The sequence below is a fragment of the Microbulbifer variabilis genome, from assembly GCF_023716485.1.
In the GTDB taxonomy this organism is placed as follows: domain Bacteria; phylum Pseudomonadota; class Gammaproteobacteria; order Pseudomonadales; family Cellvibrionaceae; genus Microbulbifer; species Microbulbifer variabilis_B.
In genome coordinates, this window is sequence record NZ_CP092418.1 from 503,047 (window position 1) to 527,611 (window position 24,565).

The following is a 24,565-nucleotide window of genomic DNA, read 5'->3' on the forward strand; positions in this document are numbered from 1 at the left end:
TAAAGGAAATAATGATGTCAGATTACAAGATTGCTCCCTCGATTCTTTCCGCCGACTTTGCCCGCCTTGGTGAAGAGGTGGACAATGTGTTAGCCGCTGGTGCTGACTGGGTGCACTTCGATGTGATGGACAACCACTATGTGCCCAATCTAACCATTGGCCCAATGGTGTGCCAGGCGTTGCGCAAGCATGGTGTCGAAGCGCCCATTGATGTGCACCTGATGGTGGAGCCGGTAGACGATATGATTCGCATGTTTGCCGATGCGGGCGCAAGTTATATTACTTTCCACCCCGAGGCTTCGCGTCACCCGGACCGCTCCCTACAGTTGATCCGCAGTCTTGGTTGTAAGGCCGGTTTGGTCTTTAACCCAGCCACAGGACTGGATGCGGCCAAGTATGTGATGGACAAGCTGGATATGATTTTGTTGATGTCAGTCAACCCTGGCTTTGGTGGGCAAAAGTTTATTCCGGGCACTCTGGAAAAACTGCGCGAGGCGCGCCAGCTTATCGACGCTTCTGGTTACGATATTCGCCTTGAGATTGATGGCGGGGTCAACCGTGACAATATTGCGGAGATTGCCGCAGCCGGCGCGGATACTTTTGTTGCAGGCTCTGCAATCTTCAATGCCCCCGACTACGCTGAAGTGATCGGTGCTATGCGCGAAAGCCTGTCCTGAGAAAAACTTGGCGGGCAGCCCCTTGCCCGCCGCATACGGGATTTGTAAACTTGTGCGCCTGCACAGAGGGAATTTCCGTGAATCACACTATCCCCACATCCAGCAGTTGGCGATGGCGCCACTGATCCGCTGAGGCCAACTGGTCAACAATACCGTTCGGCCACCTCTCCCGTGGGCGCCGCCTATACTTTGGCGCCAACAAGAAAAATACCCAATAGATCGGAGTCTCTATGACCCCTAGTGAATACGCCCAACTTGTGTCTTCGGGCTATAACCGTATACCGCTAGTGCGCCGTGTGCTGGCGGATATTGAAACCCCCCTGTCCACTTATCTGAAGCTTGCCGAAGGTCGCTACAGCTACCTGCTGGAGTCGGTACAGGGCGGGGAGAAATGGGGGCGCTACTCCATTATTGGATTGCCCGCCAGAACCCTGCTTCGGGTGCGTGGCAATGAGGTTACGGTGGAGTGTGACGGGGCGGTGATAGAAAGCTATACCGAGCGCGATCCGCTGACATTTGTCGAGCAGTTTCAGCAGCGCTACCGGGTACCGGAACTTGCCAATTTGCCGCGTTTTAACGGTGGCTTGGTTGGGTATTTTGGCTATGACTGTGTGCGCTATATTGAACCGCGTTTAGCGCACAGTATGCCGCAGGATAGCCTGGGTAATCCGGATATCCTGCTGATGGTCAGTGATGAGCTGGTGGTGTTCGACAACCTCGCCGGTGCGGTTATCTTTATTGTGCATGCGGACCCTTCCCAGGCCGATGCCTATGAGAGGGCCCAGCAGTGTCTGGATCAACTGGTGGAAAGGTTGGCTCGGCCTTTACCGGATACAGTGCCTCTGGACCTGGATGGCAAGGGAATCGAAGAGGGTGCTTTTCACTCCCACTTTGGTGAGAAAAATTTCAAGAAGGCCGTAGATAGGGTAAAGGAATATGTCCTCGCCGGTGATGTTATGCAGGTGGTGCCATCTCAGCGCTTGTCGGCTCCTTTCGATGCCCCGCCACTGAATTTTTATCGCGCCCTGCGCAGCCTGAACCCCTCGCCCTATATGTATTTCCTCGACCTAGGGGATCACCAGGTTGTGGGCTCCAGTCCAGAGATTCTGGTACGCCTGGAAGAGGGTGAGATGACTGTGCGTCCGCTGGCAGGCACCCGCCGTCGCGGTACTTCCGAGGAGGAGGATAAAGCCCTGGAGCAGGAGCTATTGGCGGACCCCAAAGAGTGTGCTGAGCACCTGATGTTGATCGATCTGGGGCGCAATGATGTGGGCCGTGTAGCGGCGACTGGCAGCGTGCAGGTCACTGAGCAGATGGTGGTGGAACGCTACTCCCATGTGATGCATATCACCTCCAATGTCACCGGTCAGTTGCGGGAGGGGCTCACCGGTATGGATGCCCTGCGCGCGGCGCTTCCGGCCGGCACTTTATCCGGGGCGCCAAAGATCCGCGCTATGGAAATTATTGATGAATTGGAACCAGAGAAGCGTGGTATCTATGGTGGTGCGGTGGGTTACCTGGCCTGGAATGGCAATATGGATACAGCCATCGCAATTCGCACCGCAGTCATTAAGGACGGACAGTTATTTATCCAGGCCGGTGCCGGCCTGGTGGCCGATTCAGATCCCCAATCCGAGTGGGATGAGACCATGAATAAGGCTAGGGCGTTGTTCCGTGCAGCGGGCATGGCTCTGGCGAGTAGTTGTAAAGAAGTAGAAGTAAAGATCGAACAAAATGAGCGAAGCTAGTATTTCTCAAAAAGTATCTCTTGCTGCCCGTTGTCAACAGATAGTCGAAGCTCCCCTGTTTAATCAGGTGATCATTGGCATGATCCTGGTTAATGCACTGGCGGTGGGGCTAGAGACTTCAATATGGGTGATGGAGCGTTTTGGTACTGCATTGGGGGTTGTTAACCAATTGGTACTGACTGCTTTTATTTTAGAGGCAGCGATAAAAATAACTTCGCACGGATCGCGCCCCTGGCGTTATTTTGCCAGCGGCTGGAACTGCTTCGATTTCACCATCATCGCCTTAAGCTTGATTCCTGCCACAGGGCCCCTGGCAACACTCGCGCGCCTGGTACGGATCCTGCGGGTGTTGCGACTGGTTTCTGCCTTCCCTGAACTGCGTACTCTGGTGGATACACTGTTGCGCAGCTTGCCGAGCATGATGCACATCGCAATCTTGATGGGAATTATCTTTTATATCTATGGCGTGGCGGGCTACTTTCTCTTTCATGAGATAGACCCAACCCATTGGCGCAACCTGCCGATAGCTCTGTTGAGTCTGTTCCGTATAGTGACCTTCGAGGATTGGACCGACATTATGTATACCGCTATGGATGCAATGCCTTGGGCCTGGCTCTACTTTGTCAGTTTCGTGGTTATGGGCGCCTTTGTCATGATTAACCTGTTTATTGGCGTGGTGCTCAATAATCTGGAGGAAGCCAAGTTGCGTCGAATGGATGAAATGTGTCTGCCACCCAGTCAAACTGAAATTCTGCGCGAATTGCGCTCAACCCAAGCGGCGCTCGCACGACTGCAAAAGCGCATGGAAGCAACTACCGATACTGCACAAGCTATGGGGGCCAAGTAATGATTTTGATGATCGATAACTACGATTCCTTTACCTGGAATGTGGTGCAGTACCTTGAGGAGCTGGGCGCTGAGGTTGTGGTCAAGCGCAATGACGAAATAACCCTTGAGGACATAGAGCAGTTGGCCCCGGCGAAAATTGTGATTTCACCAGGGCCCTGCACACCCAATGAGGCAGGCATTTCCCTGGAGACGATTCGCCATTTCGCCGGGCGTATCCCTATTTTGGGTATTTGCCTTGGTCACCAGAGTATCGGCCAGGTTTTTGGTGGTCGCGTCGTACGTGCCGGCCAGGTTATGCACGGTAAAACATCGCCTATAGTGCACAACAACCTGGGAGTGTTTCACGGCCTATCCAATCCTTTCGAGGCCACCCGTTATCACTCCCTGGTGGTGGAAAAGGGCAGCTTGCCTGAATGCCTGGAAATTACCGCCTGGACGGAGACGCCTAACGGCGAGATTGATGAAATTATGGGGCTGCGCCACCGGGAATTACCGATAGAGGGCGTGCAGTTTCATCCAGAGTCCATTCTCACCATGCATGGCCACGATATGTTGAAGAATTTTCTCGAGTCCTGATGCGAAGGGCAAAACGCGGGGCAGTTAATTACGCTTCGCACCAATCAATATTGAGCGGGACAAGGGGGGCACAATGAATATACAAAATGCTATCGCCAAGTTGGTGGATGGAGAGCATTTGAGCCGTGAGGAGATGCGCGAGACTGTGGGCCAAATCATGCGTGGTGAAGCCCTGGAAGCGCAGATAGGAGCCCTACTGATCGCGTTGCGCATTCGCGGTGAAACTGTCGACGAGATCGTCGGTGCGGTGGAAACCATGCGGGCACTGGCCACTAAGGTTGAACTCGACCTTGAGAATACCGTAGACATCGTCGGCACCGGCGGAGATGGCGCAAATCTATTTAATGTATCCAGTGCCAGTAGCTTTGTTGCAGCTGCAGCTGGGGCCAGGGTGGCCAAACATGGCAACCGCTCGGTGTCTTCTAGTAGTGGCTCCGCCGATTTGCTCGAACGCGCCGGGGTTTATCTGGATTTAAGCGCGGAGCAAATGGCCCGCTGTGTGGAAACAATCGGTATCGGCTTTATGTTTGCGCCCAGTTTTCATAGCGCCGTTCGTCATGTAGGCCCAGCGCGCAAAGCACTGGGGCTGCGCACTATTTTTAATCTGCTCGGCCCCATGACCAACCCCGCCGGAGTTAAGCGCAAGGTTATTGGTGTTTATGAGAAACGCTACTGTCGTTTGTTGGCTGAAGTCCTGCAACGACTTGGTTCTGAGCACGTGCTGGTCCTGCACAGCGATGACGGCCTCGACGAAGCCAGTATCGCCGCAGATACTTTTGCGGTGGAATTGAAAGATGGTGTTATTAGTGAGTTTACTCTCTGCCCCGAAGCCTTTGGTCTGCCCCGCCAAAGCCTGGATGGCTTGATTGTTGCGGGTGCCGCAGAGTCTCTATCCTTGATTCGCGACGCATTGGGTAAACGTGAAACTGGGGCAGGGAAAAAAGCTGCAGATATTATCGCCCTGAATGCCGGCCTGGCCATTTATGTCAGCGGCACTGCGAGCACGGCAGAGCAGGGTGTCGCCATGGCGCAGGACGCCATCGATAGCGGTTTGGCCGCAGAAAAAATCAATGACCTGGCTGCCTTTACCAGCGCCTTTCGCCCCGAGGAAGTGAAATCGTGAGCACACCGACCATTTTAAAAACTATTATCGAGCGCAAGTGGCAGGAAGTGGCGGAGCGCAAATCTCAATGCAGTCTGGAAGAAATACGTCTGAGCGCGGAGGACCAACCACCGGCGAGGGGATTTGTCGCGGCATTGGAATACAAAATCGCCGAGGGTGAGGCCGCAGTGATTGCGGAAATCAAAAAGGCTTCCCCCAGCAAGGGGGTGATTCGCGAGGACTTTCTTCCCGCAGAAATTGCGACCAGTTATGAGAGAGGTGGCGCGGCATGCTTGTCGGTACTCACCGATAGGGATTTTTTCCAGGGCGATGACAGTTATTTGCAGCAGGCGCGCAACGCGGTTCGTTTACCGGTTTTGCGTAAGGACTTTACCGTGGACCCTTACCAGGTGTTTGAGGCGCGCGCTATTGGAGCTGATTGCATCCTGCTCATTGCCGCCTGCCTGGAAGATCAGCAAATGCAGGAACTCAATGGTTTGGCCCTGGAATTGGGATTGGATGTGCTGGTGGAAGTGCACAATCGCGCAGAGCTGGAGAGGGCGTTGGCTCTCCCCAACCGTCTAATTGGAATTAACAATCGTAATCTGCACACCTTTGAGGTACAGCTGGAGAACACTTTTAAACTGCTCAATCTGATTCCCAAGGACCGCATTGTTGTAACAGAAAGCGGTATCCACACGACGGATGATGTCGCGGCCATGCGCGGGCACAGTGTCGATGCATTTTTGGTTGGCGAGGCTTTTATGCGCGAGGAAGAGCCGGGACGAAAATTGATGGAGATGTTTAACTGATGCTAGTGGGGTTTTTAGAAAGTTAGCTAGATAAAATCACAGACACAAAAAAGGGCGATTGATTACATCGCCCTTTTTTGTGTCTGTGGTATTTGACTCTGGGACAGGTATTTAACGGGTGCCGTAAACCACCATAGTTTTACCTTTGACCGATACCAAGCCCTGCTCTTCCAGGGTTTTCAGCACGCGCCCAACCATCTCACGGGAACATCCGACAATACGGCCAATTTCCTGGCGAGTGATCTTGATTTGCATGCCTTCTGGATGGGTCATCGCATCGGGCTCATTACACAGGTCCAAAAGGGTGCGAGCCACACGACCGGTAACATCAAGGAAGGCTAGATCGCCAACTTTTCGAGTGGTATTGCGTAGGCGCCCGGCCATTTGTGTGGCTAGAGCGAACAGGAATTCTGGGTGCTGACGAGTCAGTTCCTGGAATTTGGTGTAGGAGATTTCCGCAACCTCACACTCGGTTTTGGTGCGCACCCAGGCGCTGCGGGTGTCCTGATCAAATAGCCCCATTTCACCGAAAAAGTCCCCGTCGTTTAGATAGGCTACGATCATTTCGCGGCCCTCGTCATCTTCGATTAAGACGGTGACTGAACCGCGCATAATGAAATAGAGGGACTCACAGCGGTCGCCGGCATAGATAATCGTGCTCTTGGCCGGATAGCGTCGCCGGTGGCAGTGGGCCAGAAAGTCTTCAATATTGCCGATAGTCATGGGGTCTTCGATAGCAACCGTCACGGATTTATTCCTCATTTTTTGTCTCGTGCTCTATCCCGGCTTTAGCAGCTGAGCACTATTGAATTATCGCGCGAAAAAACAGTCCCCAACAGAGGTTGGTCGCGGCAAAGTTCCGCAGTGTGACCTGTGACACTCTGGCGCGGGTGCGATTGGACTGCAAGCGGGCTATTGCGTTCACTGGCGAAGGGGAGAAACTTCAGTAGTGAACATTTCGCGCGGAGGTGTTACGGACACTATACCGGAAATACTCTGCCTGTCAGGATAATCTTGTACTCTGTGCTAAGCTTCGCGGCTTGAATTTCAGCGGGAGAATGGCAATGCAGGGCAAGGTAACCTGGGTTAATGATTTGACCTTCGTCGGCGAAGCCGGCAGTGGTAATTCGGTAGTGATGGAAGGGGGGCGCACTAATAACGGTGTGCGCCCGATGGAGATGATTCTCCTCGGAGTTGGTGGCTGTGCAGCCTATGATGTGGTTTCCATTTTACAGAAGGCGCGCCAGGATATTATTTCCTGTCATTGCGAATTGAATGGCGTTCGCCCGGATACCACCCCATCACCTTTTGAGCGAATTGAAATGGAATTTGTTGTGCGAGGCCGGGGAATAAAAGAATCCCATGTAGCCCGCGCTGTGGAGCTATCTGCAGAGAAATATTGCTCTGCTTCAATTATGTTGCGCAATGCGGGAGTGGAGATTGTGCATCGCTATCGAGTAGAAGAAGTCTAAGCAATACTCAGATAAAGAAAAGGCCTGCTCAAAAGCGGTTGCTTTTAGCGGGCCAGCCAATTTTTACGAACCGGTTATTAATATTTTAAATTTTGTAACTGGCTGAGGTCATCACCTTGGCTACCAGAGACATAGCGCCTTTCACCGGTGCTGGGAAACGTTTGCCTCCGGCGGCTAGCGCGGCATGAGCGTGTTCACTCTCATCGACCAACATTTGCTCCACTACGGCGCGACTGCGCTTGTCCTGGGCTGGAAGCTTCTGCAGATGACTCTCCAGGTGTTCGCAGACCCTTTCTTCTGTCGCTGCGACAAATCCCAGGCTGATGCGATCGCTGATTTTGCCGGCGGCGGCGCCCAGTCCAAATGACAATCCATACCAGAGTGGATTGAGCAGGCTTGGGCGGCTGTCCAGTTCTTTGAGGCGCTGCTCACACCAAGCCAGGTGGTCGATCTCCTCATCCGCAGCGCGCTCCATTTCACCGCGTACCTCGGGCAGTTTTGCTGTGAGTGCCTGGCCTTGGTAGAGGGCCTGAGCACAGACTTCGCCGCTGTGGTTGACCCGCATCAGACCGGCAGCGTGCTTGCGTTCGGCATCGCTGAGCTCGGCCTCCGCTTCGCCTTTGGCCGGAGATGGGCGCCCGTGACAGGGCTCGCCGGGACTCAGAGTACGCAGGGCGCGGTCAGCCTGAATCAGCAGGTGATCGAGGCCACTCAAATTGCGTTCACTCATGTTTATGACTTCCTCTGTATGGCGGTAGTCAGCCCTACCGCCATGCTAGGTAAAACTACTTATCGCTACTAATCTGTTCTCTTTCGACCGCGCGATAACCGATATCTTTCCGGTAAAATACACCTTCCCAATAGATGGCGCGGGCAGCTTCATAGGAATTGGCCTGAGCTTCGGCGACGGTGTCGCCCAATGCGGTGGCGCAGAGTACGCGGCCGCCATTGGTGACCACACGCTCGCCGTCCAGGGCAGTACCAGCGTGAAAGACTTTGGCGTTATCGCCGTCAGCTTTCTCAAGCCCACTAATAGCATCGCCCTTGCGGTAACTGCCGGGATAGCCGTGTGCGGCCAGTACCACTCCAAGTGATGGGCGCGGGTCCCATTCAGCCGTCACGCTATCGAGCTTTTTGTCCAGTGCGGCCAGGCACAGGTCTACCAGGTCGGATTTCAGACGCATCATAATAGGCTGGGTTTCGGGGTCGCCGAAGCGGCAGTTATATTCGATCACTCTGGGAACACCCTGCGGATCGATCATCAGGCCAGCGTAGAGAAACCCGGTATATGGCGTACCCTCAGCGGCGAGGCCTTTTACTGTGGGTTCAATTACTTCTTGCATGATGCGCTGATAAACACTGTCGGTCACTACCGGTGCTGGGGAGTAGGCACCCATGCCGCCGGTATTGGGGCCAGTATCGCCGTCACCGACGCGCTTGTGGTCCTGGCTGGTGGCCATGGGCAGGATATTCTCCCCATCTACCATTACGATAAAACTCGCCTCCTCACCCTGCAGGAATTCCTCGATCACTACTCGGCAGCCAGCGTCGCCAAAGGCATTCCCGGAGAGCATATCGCGCACAGCCAGCTCGGCCTGTTGCTCGGTCTCGGCGACGATGACGCCTTTACCAGCGGCGAGGCCATCGGCTTTGACTACGATGGGGGCTCCGCGCTCACGAATATATTCGATGGCTGGTTCAACTTCGGTGAAATTGCGATAAGCGGCGGTGGGGATCTTGTGGCGCTCAAGAAAGCCCTTGGTGAAGGCCTTGGAGCCTTCCAGCTGTGCAGCGCCTTTGCTGGGGCCAAAGATGGCGAGGCCATGCCCGTTAAAGAAATCTACAATACCGTCAACCAATGGTACTTCGGGGCCGACAATCGTTAGTTCTACGCCGTTTTCCTCAGCGAAATCTGCCAGGGCGGCGAAGTTATCCACACCGATCGCGATATTTTCCAGCTTGGGTTCGCGGGCAGTGCCGGCGTTGCCTGGGGCAACATAGACGGTGCCGACATTTGGGTTTTGCGCTGCTTTCCACGCCAGGGCGTGCTCGCGGCCACCTGATCCGATAACCAATACGTTCATTCTTAAATCCCCCTAAGTCTACCGATCCGGTCCATTGCACAGGCTATAGGTGTGCTAGTTTAACGTGGAATTGATTCTGAGGCCTGAGTCTCGCCCCTGGATTCAAATGATTTATGCGGGCTGGGAAGTGTCGATACTTCCCAGCCCGTTGATCATAGCCCGCAACAGTAAGCATTTGCGGGCGTACAATCTTAGTGGCGGAAGTGGCGCATACCGGTAAATACCATGGCCATATTGTGCTCGTCCGCTGCGGCGATCACTTCCTCATCGCGCATGGAGCCACCAGGCTGGATAACCGCCTGGATACCGACAGCGGCGGCGTTATCAATACCATCTCGGAAGGGGAAGAAAGCGTCGGAGGCCATCACGGACCCTGCAACGGCGAGGCCTGCATGCTCGGCCTTGATCGCGGCGATACGCGCGGAGTTTACGCGGCTCATCTGGCCTGCGCCTACACCGACAGTGCGACCGTCTTTGCCGTATACGATGGCATTGGATTTTACAAACTTGGCCACTTTCCAGGTAAACAACAGATCGCGGATTTCTTCTTCAGTGGGCTGGCGCTTGGAGACTACTTTCAGGTCGGCAGCGGTGATCAGGCCGTCGTCGCGGTCCTGAACCAGCAGGCCACCATTAACGCGCTTGTAGTCCAGTGCCGGGGTGCGCTCGTTGCTCCACTGGCCGCATACCAGCAAGCGCAGATTCTTCTTCTCGGCAACGATCTGTTTTGCCTCTTCGGAGACTGACGGTGCGATGATGACTTCAACAAACTGGCGCTCGACGATCGCGCGGGCAGTGGCGCCATCCAGTTCCTGGTTGAAGGCGATGATACCGCCAAAGGCAGATTCACTGTCGGTAGCGAAAGCCAGGTCGTAGGCCTTGTGAATATCTTCAGCAATTGCCACACCACAGGGATTGGCGTGTTTAACGATCACGCAAGCGGGTTGCTCGAAGGACTTAATACACTCCAACGCGGCATCGGTATCGGCGATATTGTTGTAGGACAGCTCTTTACCCTGCAGCTGGGTGGCAGTGGAAATGCTGGCCTCAGCCGGGTTGGCTTCGGTGTAGAAAGCGGATTTCTGGTGTGGGTTCTCACCGTAGCGCAGATCCAGTTTCTTAATAAATTGGCTGTTGTAGGTGCGCGGGAGCAGCTGCTTTTCCTCGCCTTTAATGGCACCCAGGTAGTTGGCGATAGCGCCGTCATAGCCCGCCGTGTGCTCGAAGGCTTTTACCGCCAGGTCAAAGCGGCTGGCGTGGCTCAGGGCACCGTCGTTAGCTTTCATTTCCTCGATGATGCTGCCGTAATCGCTGGCATTGACCACGATAGTGACATCTTTGTGGTTCTTCGCCGCTGCGCGAACCATGGTGGGGCCGCCGATATCGATATTCTCGATAGCGTCCTCAAGGGAACAGTCAGGCTTGGCTACGGTTTGAGCGAAAGGGTAGAGGTTGACCACAACCATATCGATGGGGGTGATACCGTGCTCGCCCATGATGGCGTCATCGGTGCCTCGGCGCCCCAAAATACCGCCGTGTACCTTCGGATGCAGCGTCTTGACGCGACCGTCCATCATCTCGGGAAAGCCGGTATAGTCGGAAACTTCTACGACTGGAATTCCGGCTTCTTTGAGCTGGCGGTGGGTGCCGCCGGTGGAGAGGATTTCTACGCCCATTGCGGAGAGCTGTTGGGCGAACTCTACGATGCCACTCTTGTCAGAGACACTAATTAAAGCGCGGCGGATGGAAACCTTGTCTGTCATTGCACTAGATCCAACTGGTTTTCGGAAAAGATGTTTAAAGGGGTTATGCGGGTTGTCCTCTGCGGCAACGAATCAAATCGCTGCCGGGAAAATAGCGAAGGGGGATGAGTTACCTCATCCCCCTTCAGAATTTCTCTCGGTGGGAAGCTTACAGCAGGCCGTAGCGCTTCAGCTTCTTGCGCAGAGTGCCACGGTTGAGACCCAATAATTGCGCGGCGCGGGTCTGGTTGTGGCGAGTATATTTCATCACTACTTCGAGCATGGGTGCTTCGATCTCCGACAGCACCATGTCATAGACATCGGTAACCATCTGGCCATCCAGGTGGCGGAAATAGTTCTCCATCGCGTGCTCAACGGCATCGCGTAGGGACTGTTGTTGCGGCTGTGCCAGCTGCGTCTGCCCCCTGGAGGATACTTCTTCGCTGCCAGTATCCGGAATCAATACTTCATTATTCATGCCGCTTGTGCCCCTCTCGTTATTCGGCGTTCAAACCACTCGTGAACGCTGGCATGTTGTACTTCTGCGCTCTCTATTTGGAAAAAGGTCTTGCGGAAGGACTCGCTGTCCGCGAGTGTCTTCAAGTACCAGCCCACGTGTTTGCGGGCGATACGGACCCCCATCACCTCACCGTAGAATCGGTGCAGTTCACCCAAGTGGGTGAGCAGTATTTTTCTTACTTCGTCCAATGTTGGTTCGGGCAGCCGCTCGCCGGTGGCGAGGTAGTGGGCTATCTCCCGAAAAATCCAAGGTCGTCCCTGTGCGGCACGGCCAATCATGACCGCCGCAGCACCAGTGTAATTGAGCACCTCGCGGGCTCTATCGGCACTGGTTATATCACCGTTGGCAAAAACTGGGATTGCTACCCTGGATACAATATCGGCAATGGTATCGAATTCAGCCTGTCCGTGGTAGCCGCAGGCTCGAGTGCGGCCGTGAACCGCCAAAGCAGCGATACCAGCATCCTCGGCCATTTGAGCAACGGTGACGCCATTACGGGAATCCGTACACCAGCCGGTGCGAATCTTAAGCGTCACCGGGACGGAGACAGACTGGACCACGGCTTGCAATATATCCGCAACCAGCTTTTCATCCCGCAGCAGGGCGGAGCCCGCCGCTTTCTTACACACTTTTTTTGCCGGGCAGCCCATATTTATATCAATGATTTGCGCGCCGCGACGCACGTTCTCCCGAGCGGCCTGAGCCATCATCTCGGGATCACCACCGGCAATTTGTACCGATATGGGAGCTGCCTCACCACCGTGGTCCAGGCGCAGTCGTGACTTGCGGCTATTCCACAGACGCGTGTCTGAGGTCACCATCTCCGATACCACCAGCCCGGCGCCGAGTTGGCGACACAGTTGACGGAAGGGGCGATCAGTAACTCCGGCCATTGGCGCCAAGATTACCGGGTTGTCGATAATGTAGGGGCCTATAGCAATAGACACGGTAGCTCCGTTTGGGCTTTGGAAGGGCGTTCTGGGCCCAGGCAAAAAGGCCGCCTATGATAACGACTGCCCCGGCGTTGGCAAAGCGAAAAAGCGGGCAAATTGATCGATCCCTGTGCGTTTAGCTTGCAGAGTGGTCAATTTTAGTGGCTTTGCACGCCAGGGTGACCAATGTCTTGACGCTCAAACCTTCCTCAAGGAGCGATTTTCATCTCGTAGTTCACCGCCTCGGCCCCTGGATCGACCACCTCAATGGCAATGTGAATAGGGCTGCCCTGGGGCATTAGCTTGCGCCCAGCCAACTCCCCTTGTAAATACTCTTGGGGACTAAAGCGGCGACTCGCTACCGCTTTATTTTTCAGGTCGCTGAAATTTAACAGCAAATTGGGAAATGCCTGGGGGTAGGACGCTGTATTTAGCAGCACAGCGTCCACAATCAGAGCGCCCTCCAACTGGGGATGACTGCGTACCATCAGATTGGAGGCCTGGATCGCTTTGGCATCGCGTAATGGGGGGAGAGTACAACCGAATAGTGGGCAGGCCACAGCGTAAATATTGCGCCATGGTTGCTGCTTGCTGAGACGGTCGAACTGAAAGTAGCCCACTTGAAGCAGCAATAAAATTACCAAAGCTGGCAGGAGAAGTCGCCACAGCCAGGGGCTCACCGCTTTCTTCGATGGTGTCGCACCCCAGCTCATTTCCAGCGGGGCAGGTTGAATGGCGGAGATCAGCTGTTCGCGAGCGGGCTCGGCCTGCGGCTCAGGAGTGTCCTCAGCTTCTGTGGCAAAGTAAGGCTCCTTGCGTTGACCACTTGCCTCAGGCTGGGATATAGGGAATATCTCTTCGGAGCTAGGGGGCGTCTCGGATGTTGATTTTAGATCGCTGGGCTCTGTGGCAGTTGTTTGCGCCTCCAGGGGCTGTTCCCAGGGATCTAGGTCATTGAGGCTATCGTTTTTATGGGTGGTGTCCCGATTGTCATAATCGGTGTCAACCCTATTGCCTGTAGTACTGTTATCGAAGTCGGGTACATCGTCCCAATCCGGTTTGAGTACCGACTCTAGGTCTTCCTCCTGGGTTTCCTCGTGGTGGTTTTCTTCTTGTAGCTCCTGCCACTCGTTATCGCCAAATGCGTCACCAATGAGGCTCTCGGAATTCGCTGGTGGTGCTTCAGGCTGGGTGTCTTCTGCGGGTTTCCCGGCTTCAAAATCGATGGGAGTCTGCTTTGCATTGGCGCTGTTGGGGGCTACCTTATCCGCATCCTCCGGATCGTCGTCTTCCAGCTCGATATCGTCATGAATCAGGAAGTCATCGTCTTCCAGAAGAGTTTCCAGATCACTGCGTGTGTCGGGGCCATTGTCATTAAAGACAATGTTCTCATCTGCACGGAAAACTTGCAGGCAGGAACCACAGCGCACAGCGCCACGGGCAGCGCGCAGCTGCTGGTCATTAACGTGAAATGAGGTGCTGCAATGGGGGCAGCGGGTTACCAGTTGAGACATTCGACTATGGCGCAGTTTATTTTGCGCTCAAGTTTATCAGTCTGCCCGGTCCTCGCGTAGTACTGGCTAGCGTATTTAGCGAATACGGGTACCACTCAGGCGTACCCAACCCTCGTGCTCCGCATCCTCATCGAAATCGATCTGGTCTGAGTAGGCAGTTTTTACTTGTTCGGCCTGGGAGGCGAGGATACCGGACAGGCAGATACGCCCGCCGATTTTGGTCAGCGCAATCAGCTGCTTGGAGAGCTCTACCAATGGGCCGGCAAGGATATTGGCTAGCATGAGATCGGCGGCTTCCTGAGGCATCTGTTTTGGCAAATAGACTGGGAAGCGCTGCGGGTCTATGCCGTTGCGCACCGCGTTGTCGCGACTGGCAATCAGAGCCTGTGGATCGATATCGGTCCCCATGGCGCATTTGGCTCCGAGTAGCAAGGCGCCGATGCCAAGGATGCCGGAACCACAGCCAAAGTCGATGGCGCTCTTATCCTGCAAGGGCTCTTGTGCCAGCCAACGCAAGCACAGGTAGGTCGTGGGGTGGGTGCCGGTGCCGAAGGCGAGTCCAGGGTCCAGTAGCAGGTTGACCGCCTCCGGTTGAGGCGGCTCGCACCAGCTGGGGCAGATCCACAAGTTGTCGCCGCACTGAATGGGTTTATAGTGAGACATCCACTCGCGTTCCCAGTCTTTATCCTCAAGTTGGTCCCAGCGGGCATTGGGTAGGAGTTCGCAAAGGTAGGAAGCTGCTTTGGCCTCAGTGACAGCAGTGTCGACCTCGGCATCGAATAGACCGGTAACCCGTGTTTGATCCCATAGGGGTACTTCGCCGAGTCCGGGTTCGAGAATGGGTTGGTCTGCGTTGTCTTGCAGGGTAACGGATACGGCACCGGCAAAAAGCAGTGCATTTTCAATTTTGTCCGCTTGGGCACGATCGGTGTCGACGCGGAGTTGTAGCCAGGGCATAGGGATTCCGTGGTGAGTAACTGCTATTGGGTGGAGTGGCCACCCTACTTTTGCGATGTCCGCCGCCATCCCTGGCGTTCGGCATCATCGTATTGTGGCCGCAATTCTCTCCAACTTTGCTCTGGCTGGCGAGGGTTAGAGTCCCAACTTCTTCTCAAGGTAGTGAATATTGACGCCACCCTTGGCAAAGGCCTCATCGCGTACCAGATCCTCCTGCAGGGGGATATTGGTCTTGATGCCATCAATAACCAGCTCAGATAGGGCTACGCGCATGCGTGCCAGTGCGGTTTCGCGGTCCTCGGCGTAGGTGATCAACTTGGCGATCATCGAGTCGTAGTTGGGGGGAACCGTATAACCCGAGTAGAGGTGCGAATCGACCCGCACACCCAGGCCGCCGGGCATATGAAAGTTGTTGACCTTGCCGGGACTGGGGAAGAAAGTCTGGGGATCTTCCGCATTGATACGGCACTCAAAGGCGTGCCCGCGAACGACAATATCCTCTTGCTTGAGAGAGAGCTTCTCTCCAGCACAGACACGAATCTGTTCCTTGATCAGGTCTACGCCAGTCACCATTTCAGTAACAGGGTGCTCAACCTGAATACGTGTGTTCATCTCGATAAAGTAGAAGCGTTCATTCTCGTAGAGGAACTCGAAAGTGCCGGCGCCGCGGTAGCCGATATCGATACAAGCTTGCACGCAGGATTGGTGTACCTGTTCACGCACGGCATCGGGGATTCCGGGAGCTGGAGCTTCTTCTAGTACCTTTTGGTGACGGCGCTGGAGGGAGCAGTCGCGATCCCCTAGGTGAATGGCATTACCCTGTCCGTCGGACATTACCTGGACTTCGACGTGGCGTGGGTTCTGCAGAAATTTCTCGAGGTATACGGTGCCATCACCGAAGGCAGCTTGAGCCTCAGACTTGGTAACAGCGATAGCGTTGATCAGGTCTTCGGCGCGCTCCACGACACGCATACCGCGACCACCGCCACCGGCGGCGGCCTTGATAATGACTGGATAGCCGACTTTTTCGCCTATTTCTAGGCAGCGCTCGCTATTTTCGGGTAGGGGACCATCGGAGCCGGGTACGGTGGGGACGCCTGCCTTTTTCATGGCGGCGATGGCGGATACCTTGTCACCCATCAGGCGAATGACATCCGGGTCTGGGCCGATAAAAGTGAAGCCGCTTTTTTGTACTTGCTCGGCGAAGTCCGCGTTTTCTGCGAGGAAGCCGTAGCCTGGGTGCACGGCTACTGCATCGGTGATCTCCATAGCGGAAATCAGGGCAGGAATATTCAGGTAGCTCTGCGGCGAGGGGTTGGGACCAATACAGACAGATTCATCGGCCAGGCGTACATGCTTGAGATTGCGGTCCACCAAAGAGTGAACCGCAACTGTGGCGATGCCCATTTCTTTGCAGGCGCGCAAAATCCGCAGGGCGATTTCACCGCGGTTGGCGATCAGGATTTTGTCGAACATAGTGACTTACCCCACTCAGACGATGGTCACGAGCGGCTGATCGAACTCTACCGGCTGGCCATCTTCGAGCAGAACGGAATCGATGGTACCGGCCTTGTCGGCTTCGATCTGGTTCATCATTTTCATGGCTTCAACGATGCACACTACGTCGCCGACCTTAACCTGCTGACCAACTTTGACGAAGGGCTCGGCGCCGGGGCTGGGAGCTGCGTAAAAAGTGCCCACCATTGGGGATTTCACCGCATGGCCGCTGATCGTTGGTTTGGATTCTTTTTCTACCGCCGCCGGGGCTGGTGCAGCTTGGGCAGGTGCAACAGGAGCCGGTGCCGGTGCCATTGGAGCCGTGTAAATTGGAGCAACCGGTTGATTTGCACCGCTGACCCCGCGGCTGATACGCACCGATTCCTCGCCCTCTTTAATTTCCAGCTCGCCGATATCCGATTCTTCGAGCAGCTCAATTAGTTTTTTAATTTTGCGGATATCCATAGTTCTTTCACTCGCAGGTTTGATTCATTGATTTTGAGACGCCATACCCAGTTGGTGTATGGCCGCCTGAAGTGCCAGGGTGTAGCTGTGTGGCCCGAAGCCATACACCACACCACGGGCTAAATCGGATAGATAGGAATGGTGCCTAAATGCCTCGCGGGCATGAGGATTGGAAAGGTGTAACTCGATAAACGGTATGGCAACGCCCGCTAAAGCATCTCGTAAAGCCACGCTGGTGTGTGTGTAGGCGGCGGGATTGATTACGATGAAATCCACGCTGGTATTGGCGGCTAAGTGGATGCGTTCCACCAAGGCAGACTCGCTATTGCTCTGGAGGGTTTCCAGCTGGTGGCCTGCAGCATCACATTGGCGCTCGGCGGCCTGATTGATTTCCGCAAGGGTGGCGGCGCCGTAGATATGCGGCTCGCGACTGCCGAGCAGGTTGAGGTTGGGGCCGTGCAGGAGAAGAATTTTAGCCATAGTATGCCCTGGGGAAAGTTGCCGAAAAACCCAAAAAAATGGTCTAAAGTTGGCTATCTTGCGGGCAAACTCGAATTTTTGGCCTATTTGCCCGAGTGCTTTAGGCGAGTGTGCCGCAAAAGTGACTCCCTGTCCATGCCTGCTGGGCAGTTTATCGAAGTTAGCGGCAGTTCGGCGATATTTGCCTAAAAATTAGCGCAAAATATCCGCAATGTGGCCTTTTTACCCTTGGGATTGGCTACAAAGGCGGCAGTTTCCTTTACGGGGCAGAGGATCTACTGAGTTCGCTCCCGGCAGCGGCTTCCAGCTCCATCAATAGCTCCTCGCGGGAGAGGATTTGCGGCAGGATTTTGGCCTCGCCACCACTGGCGGGGTAAAGCAAGTAAAGCGGCACGCTGGTACGGCCGTATTTCGCCAGGAGCTCGCTGATATGTGGGTCCTGATTGGTCCAGTCCCCTTTAAGAGCTACTACCCCTAGTCTCTCAATGGCGTCGCTCACAGCATCACTCGACAGCACCACTTTCTCATTGGCCAAGCAAGTAATACACCAGGCTGCGGTCATATTGGTTAGCACTGGGCGCCCCTCCCTTCGCGCTGTCTCGAGCCGTTCGGCGGAGTAGGGCTGCCAGTAGTCACTGGTCTGTTGAAGTGCTTGGGGGGCAGTACTGAGGCGTGGCAGTAGCATTAGCGCAAAGCTCAGGGCCACAACCGCCACCGAGCCCCGCAGCCAGTGCCACTGAGGGCTGGGCCAAAGCCATAGCGCAAAGGCGATTGCCACAGCGCCGCTGAGAACCAGAGCGATACCATCGCCACCAGTCTGACGTCCCAATACCCACAGCAGCCACACTGCGGTCAAGTACATGGGGAAGGCCAGTAGTTGCTTCAAGCGGTCCATCCAGGGGCCGGGGCGTGGCAGCTTGTCCACTAGAGCGGGAATATAGGTGAGCAGCAGGAAGGGGGTGGCCATACCGGCGCCAAGGGCGGCAAAAACACTGAGCGCCACGGCTGGAGATTGTGTGACTGCAAAGCCCAGCGCCGAGCCCATCAGGGGCGCGGTGCACGGGCTGGCCACGAGTGTGGCCAGGGCGCCGGAGGTAAAGGAGCCGCGCAAACCCTGACTGTTACTTAAATTGTTACCAACGCCCATCAGGCTGCTGCCGATCTCTGTGACACCGGACAAGCTGAGTCCCATGATAAAGAACAGATAGGCCAATGCGGCGACCAACCAGGGAGACTGTAGCTGGAACCCCCAACCTATCGCCTCACCGCCGGCGCGCAATGCCAGCATGGTGGCGGCAATGGCGACAAAGCTGAGTACAACGCCGGTGGAGTAGGCCCAGCCGTGATGGTGACGTTGATTAGCATTCTGTGCTGTCTGGCTAACTGCCAGCAGCTTAATTGAAAGCACTGGAAAAACACAGGGCATTAGATTGAGTAGCAGGCCGCCGGCAAAGGCGAAAAGCAGTGCAAAGGGGAGCGTGATGGCGCTAGCGTTACTCCCCTGAGGTGAGGAGCTGCCACCTGTACTTTGGGGAGAAGAATTTTGCGGGCCTCCCTCAATAGGCTGGATGCTTCCCGAGCCAATATCCACGCGATAGTGGCGTACCTCTGGCGGGTAGCAGAGCCCCGCATCGGCGCAGCCCTGATAGTGCAGTTCTAATTGTAAGTTATTGGCGCTGTCGTTGAGGGGAATGGGGAATTCCAGCTGGCCGCGATAGACCTCGGTTTCCTTCTCGAAATACTCATCCCAGATAACTTCACCGCTGGGGAGATTCAGTGGAACTGCGGTCTTTTGTCCGTTTTCTACAAGGTAAAGGGCAAGTTTGTCGCGATAGAGATAGTATTCTGGAGCTATTTCAAACAGCGCACTGAGCTGGTTGCCACTCAGCAGCAGGTCCTGCCGGTAGGCTTCGTCCACTGGCAGGAAGGTATTTTGCTGCTGGCCGATAGAAGACGCAAAAGGGTTACTTTCCGCCTGCGCAAAAGCGTTGGTTGTGGATAGGCATAGCAATATTGCCAGCAGTGCGAGGAAATTATTTCTGAAACTTTTGGTCATCACAGCCATAGATGAAAAAATTCATTATAGTCGGGCGCATGGTTCTGACTGCTGCGCCGGACGGGGGTTCAGTCGCGTCAGCAGTATAGCGATGCTAGTGGTACAAAAAAACAACAGCGGAGAATTGCTTTGCCGTCACTTGAACGCCTTCACAGCTTTGCTATCTGCCTCTTGATGGCGGCGTTACTTGGTGCCTGTGCTTCGCAACAACCGCCTCCCCCGGCGCCCAGTCCACCTCCGCAGAAAGCCAAACCATCCGTTAATAAGGTGCGGCGTAACAATGTGGCTTACTTCTTAAAGCGTGCTGAACAGGCGTTACGCAAAGGCCATCTTACCAAGCCTGCCGGCGCCAGTGCCTATGACTACTACCTAAACGTGCAGAAGTTGGACCCTGGAAATCGTAAGGCTCAGACCGGAATTCAAACAATTGTGGTCACCTACGTTGAGCGTGCCCGGGAAGCGCTGCGCAGGCGTGCTTTTACCGAAGTGGGCGGCCTACTACAGCGCGCAGAAATGCTGGCTCCGGGGAATCCTTTGGTGGCTGAGGTGCGTACACAGCTAGTCCATGAGCGCGGCCGCGCACAGCTGGATCTACCACAGGGAGAGGCTATTGGCCTGCCTGCGGCTGGGCTGCGGGCGAGATCGGAAAATTTGGTCACACAGCTGCGCCAAGTGGCCCAGCGTATTCGCAGAGAACAACTACGCGTCATAATTGTCACCGGCAATGACGCGGAAGGTCGCTGGGTTTACCAGCAGCTGCGTGAAGCGGTGCCCGGTTATCGGGTGCGGGGGGATATAAAGATTGGCAGCCCCGCGCGTTTACTTCTTATTAAACCCAGTGGAGGGGTCCAGTGAAAAAGCCAAATGTATTTGTGTGGATTCTGCTTTCCAGCAGCCTTTTGTACACCTTGGGGGCTTTGGCCCTCACCCAGTCCCTTATGATTGAGGGCTATGCCAGAGAGACTCCGCCGGGAGCACCTATGAGCGCGGCGTACCTCTCCCTGCACAACACCGGCAAACAACCGCTGCAGTTGACGGCGGTGGAGTTGCCCGGAGGGGAGGACGGGGCTGTCAATTTGCATACCACTGAGCGTGAGCGGGGCGTCAACCGTATGCGTCCACTGGAGAAACTGTCGATTGCTGCTGGAGAGAAACTACAGATGATGCCAGGTGGTATCCACTTGATGATTCACGGGGTGCGCCTTCAGGCTGGAGATACACTGCCACTACGTCTGCTTTTTGACGACGGAAGCAGTTTGGAGGTCGTGGTTCCGATCATGGGGCGAGACGGACTTGAAAAAGAGCACCACCATCATCATGGCGGTGCTGGATAAAAAAATCCTGTTGAAGTAAAGGTAAGAAAAATGAAGAAGTTATTGTTATTGGTGGGGGCTCTGGTCGTGGCTGGGTGTGCTCACAGCCCATTGCAAATCCAATTGTATCCGCAGGTTCAGGTGGCTCCCGAATCCATTGGTTCGGGCTATAGCCTCAATGTTCGCGGTGTTAATGAACTATCCGGTGGGGGGCTCGGTTCTCTTGGCGGGGTCTATGCAGACACATCTCAGGTGAGTATTGCCAACGATGCAGGTAGTGCTATCGCCGCAGGGTTGAGCCAGGGTTTTGCCAATTGGTCATTCCGTATCACCGACTCGGCACCTGAGGTGCAGGTGACGGCGAAGTTGGTGAAGCTGACGTATAACAGCCCCAGTCAGGTTTACACCACCCAGGTTGATACCTCTGCTGAGATTCACTTGGAGGTTAAAGTGGGCCATGCCACCTATTTTGGAACTTACAGTTCCTCTGGCAAAGACCGCAATCTGATTAAGCCCAGCCGCGAAGAGGTGGAAAGCCGGGTAAATGGCCTGCTGAGTGCGACTATGCAGCGGGTATTCGAAGATGAGAAACTGAAAAAATTCTTGCGCGCAAATCTTTGAATGTGCAATTTAGGGATCTACTGAAGTGAGCCGGCTGGAGGCTGGATAATTGAATACAATCGGCGATTTTGGGCGATGATAAGGCTATTTTTAGCCATTTCTTGCGGTGAGATGCCTACAAGGGCTGCGCCAGCCACCCTTTTCCAGGGATATTTCTATTTCCACTGGGAGTGTGGCTGTGGCCTTATTTGACACTCAATCCGCCGAATACCTCGGTTTGTTGGGGGAGCTGGAGGCTCAACTCAAACCCTGTGAGCAGATCAGCCTACAGGCCGCTGAGGCGGCGCTGGGGGAGATTGCCGATGGAGTGATCGTCACCGATCCCCGCGGTATTGTGCAATATGCCAATCCGTTGGTCAGTGAGATGAGTGGTGACCTGGTTGGACTCCTGCCTGGTCAGCCTGTCAATGAGGGCCTGCGGCTTCGCGATAGTCAGGGCACCCTATTGCCTGCGCTGATACCAGATTCCCCTTCTCACGAAGTACCCAGCGTGCGGGAGGTCCGCGCCTTTATTTGGCGACTCGGGGAAAACCGTCCACCGCTGGAAGTCTCTGTGCAGGTGATGGCTTTGTGGGATGCCGGCACATTAAAAAATTATGTGTTGGTTTTACGGGATACCTCTGCTGCCCGACGAGTGTCTACTCGCCTAAGCTGGCAGACCAGCCACGATGCGTTAACCCGCTTACCCAATCGACAGTATTTCGAGAGCGAGTTGCAAAAGCTCCTATCGCAGTGCGTCGATAAGCGTCAGCATCATGTACTCCTTTACTTGGATGTCTATCAATTCAAAGTAATCAACGACACGCTGGGCTTCGTCGCCGGTGACCAGTTGTTGGTGCAACTAGTTGCATTGCTACAGAAGGGTTTATCTGGGGCCGATTTGTTCGCGCGTGTGGGCAGTGATGAGTTCGCTATTTTGCTACGGGATTGTACGCTCGAAGAGGGCGGGCGGGTGGTTGCGCGTCTGCGCGAATCTGTTCAGGAATTCAGCTTCCACTGGCAGGGTAATGATAGCCGTGTAGCGATATCAATTGGGGTGGTGGGTGTGGACCGATTCACCCCCAGTGCCAGCCAACTGTTGGCAACCGCCAATGATGCCTGCTGCTCAGCCAGGGATCAGGGGCGCAACCGGATAAAGTTGTTTGGAGATTCGCGTAAGGCGTTGGAAAAGCGTCGTGAGTCCACCTGGGTTGCAGAAATTCACGCTGCCCTGCGAGAGGATCGCTTGATCCTCTATCGGCAGCCGGTGGTCTCCCTGAAAGGGGAGCGCCAGATTCATCACTATGAAATTCTGGTACGCATGCGCGGGCGGGATGGAGGGGTGATCTCGCCGGGCTTGTTCCTACCCGCGGCGGAGCGCTATGGCCTAATTGAGGAGGTAGATCGTTGGGTTATTCAGCGCGTGTTCCGTTATATGGCCCAGGAGCAACTGATCGGTATTGCTACGGCCAGCTATGCCATCAATATTTCCGGTATCAGCCTGGGCGATGATACGTTTGCAGACTTTGTACTCGCATCAATGAGTGAGGAGGGGGTAACGCCTTCAAGGGTACAGTTTGAGATTACCGAGACCAGTGCCATCAACAACCTTGAAAGGGCTCTGATTTTTATCCACAAGCTGCGCGCTGCGGGTTGTAGTTTTGCCCTGGACGACTTTGGCCGCGGAGTTTCTTCGCTGGCTTACCTGCGCCAGTTACCGGTGGACTTCCTCAAAATCGACGGGAGCTTTGTACGCAATATGCTTGAGGATGAGATCGACAGCGCGATGGTCAGTACCATTGATCACCTGGCAAAGCGTATGGGGATCAGCACTATCGCCGAGTATGTCGAGAGCCCCGAACTGATGGATAAACTCTGTCGTATGGGGGTGGATTACGCCCAGGGCTTCGGTATTGCTGCCGCTTCGGGATTGCCCGATATTGGTGAGCCCTAAGGGTTTATAGCTGAGCGGCCGGTAAAGGCCGCTCCCAATCTCTACCGCTGACTTCAGATAACCGCTGCCAATAATTCTGGATGTTGCTCTGCTTGTAGTCGTGGACCGTATTGGCTGACCACCTGGGCGGCGGCGCGGCAGGCGAGTTCGCCGGCCTCGGCAAAGCCCATCTCCCGGTTGAGTGCATACAGAAATGCGCCTGCGAACATATCGCCGGCACCGTTGGTGTCTATTGCGCGCACCTGCGGACTGGCAACTCGGTATTGCTTGGTGCCATCCCACAGTAGCGCACCATCGGCGCCCAGAGTGATGGCAAAGCTGCGGCAGTAATCGCTCATTGCTTCTGCCGCGGCATCCAGTGAGTCGGTGCCGGTGAAGCCCAGGGCCTCATCGCGATTGCAGAACAGCATATCTACGCCGCCGCCAATCATTTCTCGCAAGCCCTCGCCAAAGAATTGCACCATTGCCGGGTCTGAAAGGCTCAGCGCGGTTTTCACACCTGCTTGCTGGGCCTGTTCACGCAGAGTGATAGCGGCGCGGCGCCCAGTTTCGGAGGAGACCAGATAACCTTCGATATAGGCCCACTTGGAGGCTTTCAGGGCTTCGCTATCTAGTTCGGCTACTGAGAGTTGCTCGCTGATACCCAGGTATGTATTCATACTGCGCTCGGCATCAGGGGTAATCATTACCAGGCACTTACCGGTAGTGCCGCCATCTGCTTGCTGCAAAGTGGTTGGATAGTCAACGCCAGCGGCGCTGAGGTTGCTGCGATAGAAATCTCCGTTATCGTCGGCGGCAACTTTGCAGGAATAGAAAGTGTTCAGGCCAAAATAGCTGGCGGCGATTACTGTATTGGCACCAGAACCACCACAGGCGCGTTTGGCGGTGATCATGTGGTCTCGAAGGTCGTCTACCAGCTGTTTCTGGCGGGCATCGTCGACTAGGGTCATAATCCCCTTTTCAACACCGAGCTCCGCAAGATCCTTGTCGGATACCTCAATTTCCGTGTCCAAGAGGGCGGCGCCGATGCCGTAGAGATCATATTGCTGCATATCCATCCTTTTCGGGCGATTTGTATAGATTTCCGCCGCATTATGGCTGTGATTATGGCAAGTGCAAGGTGGTTGGTTTGACTTAAAGCGGTCAGCGTTTATAAAGGCGTCATAAGCCTCAATATGAACTTATAGGAGGCAATTGCGGTCAATCCTCGAACAG

Annotated in this window: 24 protein-coding genes; 11 read left to right on the plus strand and 13 right to left on the minus strand. The window is 54.9% G+C overall.

Going from position 1 to position 24,565, the window contains the following annotated elements; genetic code table 11:
• Nucleotides 1–14: 14 nt before the first annotated feature.
• From rpe to trpC, 6 genes are all read left to right on the plus strand, one after another.
• Nucleotides 15–677, plus strand: a complete 663-nt coding sequence (gene rpe, locus MJO52_RS02185) for a ribulose-phosphate 3-epimerase (protein WP_252084363.1) — start codon at nt 15–17, stop codon at nt 675–677.
• A 230-nt stretch (nt 678–907) separates the two neighbouring features.
• Nucleotides 908–2,425: an anthranilate synthase component I gene (gene trpE / locus MJO52_RS02190; protein ID WP_252084364.1), complete on the plus strand. Its 1,518-nt coding sequence runs from the start codon at nt 908–910 to the stop codon at nt 2,423–2,425.
• Nucleotides 2,412–3,272, plus strand: a complete 861-nt coding sequence (locus MJO52_RS02195; RefSeq protein ID WP_252084365.1) for an ion transporter — start codon at nt 2,412–2,414, stop codon at nt 3,270–3,272. The genes trpE and MJO52_RS02195 overlap by 14 nt, the downstream gene beginning before the upstream one ends.
• Complete coding sequence (locus tag MJO52_RS02200; protein ID WP_252084366.1) at nt 3,272–3,850, plus strand: anthranilate synthase component II; 579 nt, start codon at nt 3,272–3,274, stop codon at nt 3,848–3,850. Before MJO52_RS02195 ends, MJO52_RS02200 begins: the two co-directional genes overlap by 1 nt.
• 73 nt (nt 3,851–3,923) lie before the next feature.
• Nucleotides 3,924–4,973 carry an anthranilate phosphoribosyltransferase gene (trpD, locus tag MJO52_RS02205; protein ID WP_252084367.1) on the plus strand — a complete coding sequence of 350 codons (1,050 nt, stop codon included), beginning with the start codon at nt 3,924–3,926 and terminating at the stop codon, nt 4,971–4,973.
• Nucleotides 4,967–5,764 (plus strand): indole-3-glycerol phosphate synthase TrpC, encoded by a 798-nt coding sequence (gene trpC, locus MJO52_RS02210; RefSeq protein ID WP_252085952.1) that lies wholly within the window; start codon nt 4,967–4,969, stop codon nt 5,762–5,764. Before trpD ends, trpC begins: the two co-directional genes overlap by 7 nt.
• Before the next feature lie 111 nt (nt 5,765–5,875).
• Here trpC and crp read toward each other — a convergent pair whose 3' ends face one another.
• Nucleotides 5,876–6,526 carry a cAMP-activated global transcriptional regulator CRP gene (crp, locus tag MJO52_RS02215; RefSeq protein WP_051089460.1) on the minus strand — a complete coding sequence of 217 codons (651 nt, stop codon included), beginning with the start codon at nt 6,524–6,526 and terminating at the stop codon, nt 5,876–5,878.
• A gap of 302 nt (nt 6,527–6,828) precedes the next feature.
• Here crp and MJO52_RS02220 point away from each other — a divergent pair, with 302 nt between their 5' ends.
• A complete protein-coding gene (locus MJO52_RS02220) occupies nt 6,829–7,236 on the plus strand; it encodes an OsmC family protein (RefSeq protein WP_252084368.1) in 408 nt (135 codons plus the stop codon).
• Between the two features lie 85 nt (nt 7,237–7,321).
• On the opposite strand, the gene coq7 is transcribed toward MJO52_RS02220, so the two are convergent.
• From coq7 to MJO52_RS02275, 11 genes are all read right to left on the minus strand, one after another.
• Nucleotides 7,322–7,966, minus strand: coding sequence for a 2-polyprenyl-3-methyl-6-methoxy-1,4-benzoquinone monooxygenase (gene coq7, locus MJO52_RS02225; RefSeq protein WP_252084369.1), 645 nt, complete (start codon nt 7,964–7,966; stop codon nt 7,322–7,324).
• 55 nt (nt 7,967–8,021) lie between these two features.
• A complete protein-coding gene (purD, locus tag MJO52_RS02230; RefSeq protein ID WP_252084370.1) occupies nt 8,022–9,320 on the minus strand; it encodes a phosphoribosylamine--glycine ligase in 1,299 nt (432 codons plus the stop codon).
• A gap of 191 nt (nt 9,321–9,511) precedes the next feature.
• Nucleotides 9,512–11,083: a bifunctional phosphoribosylaminoimidazolecarboxamide formyltransferase/IMP cyclohydrolase gene (purH, locus tag MJO52_RS02235; RefSeq protein WP_252084371.1), complete on the minus strand. Its 1,572-nt coding sequence runs from the start codon at nt 11,081–11,083 to the stop codon at nt 9,512–9,514.
• A 148-nt stretch (nt 11,084–11,231) separates the two neighbouring features.
• Nucleotides 11,232–11,540 (minus strand): DNA-binding transcriptional regulator Fis, encoded by a 309-nt coding sequence (gene fis, locus MJO52_RS02240; protein ID WP_152451046.1) that lies wholly within the window; start codon nt 11,538–11,540, stop codon nt 11,232–11,234.
• A complete protein-coding gene (dusB, locus tag MJO52_RS02245) occupies nt 11,537–12,475 on the minus strand; it encodes a tRNA dihydrouridine synthase DusB (protein WP_252085953.1) in 939 nt (312 codons plus the stop codon). The genes fis and dusB overlap by 4 nt, the downstream gene beginning before the upstream one ends.
• A 248-nt stretch (nt 12,476–12,723) precedes the next feature.
• Complete coding sequence (locus MJO52_RS02250) at nt 12,724–14,028, minus strand: DUF3426 domain-containing protein (RefSeq protein WP_252084372.1); 1,305 nt, start codon at nt 14,026–14,028, stop codon at nt 12,724–12,726.
• A 75-nt stretch (nt 14,029–14,103) separates the two neighbouring features.
• On the minus strand, nt 14,104–14,985 hold the full coding sequence (prmA, locus tag MJO52_RS02255) for a 50S ribosomal protein L11 methyltransferase (RefSeq protein WP_252084373.1): 882 nt from the start codon (nt 14,983–14,985) through the stop codon (nt 14,104–14,106).
• A 135-nt stretch (nt 14,986–15,120) separates the two neighbouring features.
• Nucleotides 15,121–16,461, minus strand: coding sequence for an acetyl-CoA carboxylase biotin carboxylase subunit (accC, locus tag MJO52_RS02260; RefSeq protein ID WP_252084374.1), 1,341 nt, complete (start codon nt 16,459–16,461; stop codon nt 15,121–15,123).
• A gap of 15 nt (nt 16,462–16,476) precedes the next feature.
• A complete protein-coding gene (gene accB, locus MJO52_RS02265; protein ID WP_252084375.1) occupies nt 16,477–16,947 on the minus strand; it encodes an acetyl-CoA carboxylase biotin carboxyl carrier protein in 471 nt (156 codons plus the stop codon).
• Nucleotides 16,948–16,971: 24 nt separating this feature from the next.
• Complete coding sequence (aroQ, locus tag MJO52_RS02270) at nt 16,972–17,427, minus strand: type II 3-dehydroquinate dehydratase (RefSeq protein WP_252084376.1); 456 nt, start codon at nt 17,425–17,427, stop codon at nt 16,972–16,974.
• A gap of 259 nt (nt 17,428–17,686) precedes the next feature.
• Nucleotides 17,687–19,492, minus strand: coding sequence for a protein-disulfide reductase DsbD family protein (locus tag MJO52_RS02275; protein ID WP_252084377.1), 1,806 nt, complete (start codon nt 19,490–19,492; stop codon nt 17,687–17,689).
• 120 nt (nt 19,493–19,612) lie between these two features.
• Here MJO52_RS02275 and MJO52_RS02280 point away from each other — a divergent pair, with 120 nt between their 5' ends.
• From MJO52_RS02280 to MJO52_RS02295, 4 genes are all read left to right on the plus strand, one after another.
• Nucleotides 19,613–20,338 carry an N-acetylglucosaminyltransferase gene (locus tag MJO52_RS02280; RefSeq protein ID WP_252084378.1) on the plus strand — a complete coding sequence of 242 codons (726 nt, stop codon included), beginning with the start codon at nt 19,613–19,615 and terminating at the stop codon, nt 20,336–20,338.
• Nucleotides 20,335–20,817 (plus strand): copper chaperone PCu(A)C, encoded by a 483-nt coding sequence (locus tag MJO52_RS02285; protein ID WP_252084379.1) that lies wholly within the window; start codon nt 20,335–20,337, stop codon nt 20,815–20,817. Before MJO52_RS02280 ends, MJO52_RS02285 begins: the two co-directional genes overlap by 4 nt.
• Before the next feature lie 30 nt (nt 20,818–20,847).
• Entirely contained in the window at nt 20,848–21,417 is a 570-nt protein-coding gene (locus MJO52_RS02290) for a YajG family lipoprotein (protein WP_252084380.1), read from the plus strand.
• Nucleotides 21,418–21,595: 178 nt separating this feature from the next.
• On the plus strand, nt 21,596–23,350 hold the full coding sequence (locus MJO52_RS02295) for an EAL domain-containing protein (RefSeq protein ID WP_252084381.1): 1,755 nt from the start codon (nt 21,596–21,598) through the stop codon (nt 23,348–23,350).
• A gap of 53 nt (nt 23,351–23,403) precedes the next feature.
• Here the strand turns inward: MJO52_RS02295 and MJO52_RS02300 are convergent, their stop codons facing one another.
• Nucleotides 23,404–24,402 carry an adenosine kinase gene (locus MJO52_RS02300; RefSeq protein WP_252084382.1) on the minus strand — a complete coding sequence of 333 codons (999 nt, stop codon included), beginning with the start codon at nt 24,400–24,402 and terminating at the stop codon, nt 23,404–23,406.
• Nucleotides 24,403–24,565 lie beyond the last annotated feature (163 nt).

What these genes read in the sequence shown, in the direction of transcription:
- MJO52_RS02300 (WP_252084382.1), bottom strand. Translation starts at nt 24,402, where the DNA reads ATGCAGCAATATGATCTCTACGGCATCGGCGCCGCCCTCTTGGACACG.
- MJO52_RS02275 (WP_252084377.1), bottom strand. Translation starts at nt 19,492, where the DNA reads ATGGCTGTGATGACCAAAAGTTTCAGAAATAATTTCCTCGCACTGCTG.
- accB (WP_252084375.1), bottom strand. Translation starts at nt 16,947, where the DNA reads ATGGATATCCGCAAAATTAAAAAACTAATTGAGCTGCTCGAAGAATCG.
- prmA (WP_252084373.1), bottom strand. Translation starts at nt 14,985, where the DNA reads ATGCCCTGGCTACAACTCCGCGTCGACACCGATCGTGCCCAAGCGGAC.
- purH (WP_252084371.1), bottom strand. Translation starts at nt 11,083, where the DNA reads ATGACAGACAAGGTTTCCATCCGCCGCGCTTTAATTAGTGTCTCTGAC.
- dusB (WP_252085953.1), bottom strand. Translation starts at nt 12,475, where the DNA reads ATGGCCGGAGTTACTGATCGCCCCTTCCGTCAACTGTGTCGCCAACTC.
- purD (WP_252084370.1), bottom strand. Translation starts at nt 9,320, where the DNA reads ATGAACGTATTGGTTATCGGATCAGGTGGCCGCGAGCACGCCCTGGCG.
- MJO52_RS02200 (WP_252084366.1), top strand. Translation starts at nt 3,272, where the DNA reads ATGATTTTGATGATCGATAACTACGATTCCTTTACCTGGAATGTGGTG.
- aroQ (WP_252084376.1), bottom strand. Translation starts at nt 17,427, where the DNA reads ATGGCTAAAATTCTTCTCCTGCACGGCCCCAACCTCAACCTGCTCGGC.
- coq7 (WP_252084369.1), bottom strand. Translation starts at nt 7,966, where the DNA reads ATGAGTGAACGCAATTTGAGTGGCCTCGATCACCTGCTGATTCAGGCT.
- trpD (WP_252084367.1), top strand. Translation starts at nt 3,924, where the DNA reads ATGAATATACAAAATGCTATCGCCAAGTTGGTGGATGGAGAGCATTTG.
- MJO52_RS02290 (WP_252084380.1), top strand. Translation starts at nt 20,848, where the DNA reads ATGAAGAAGTTATTGTTATTGGTGGGGGCTCTGGTCGTGGCTGGGTGT.
- fis (WP_152451046.1), bottom strand. Translation starts at nt 11,540, where the DNA reads ATGAATAATGAAGTATTGATTCCGGATACTGGCAGCGAAGAAGTATCC.
- accC (WP_252084374.1), bottom strand. Translation starts at nt 16,461, where the DNA reads ATGTTCGACAAAATCCTGATCGCCAACCGCGGTGAAATCGCCCTGCGG.
- trpE (WP_252084364.1), top strand. Translation starts at nt 908, where the DNA reads ATGACCCCTAGTGAATACGCCCAACTTGTGTCTTCGGGCTATAACCGT.
- MJO52_RS02220 (WP_252084368.1), top strand. Translation starts at nt 6,829, where the DNA reads ATGCAGGGCAAGGTAACCTGGGTTAATGATTTGACCTTCGTCGGCGAA.
- crp (WP_051089460.1), bottom strand. Translation starts at nt 6,526, where the DNA reads ATGAGGAATAAATCCGTGACGGTTGCTATCGAAGACCCCATGACTATC.
- MJO52_RS02250 (WP_252084372.1), bottom strand. Translation starts at nt 14,028, where the DNA reads ATGTCTCAACTGGTAACCCGCTGCCCCCATTGCAGCACCTCATTTCAC.
- MJO52_RS02195 (WP_252084365.1), top strand. Translation starts at nt 2,412, where the DNA reads ATGAGCGAAGCTAGTATTTCTCAAAAAGTATCTCTTGCTGCCCGTTGT.
- rpe (WP_252084363.1), top strand. Translation starts at nt 15, where the DNA reads ATGTCAGATTACAAGATTGCTCCCTCGATTCTTTCCGCCGACTTTGCC.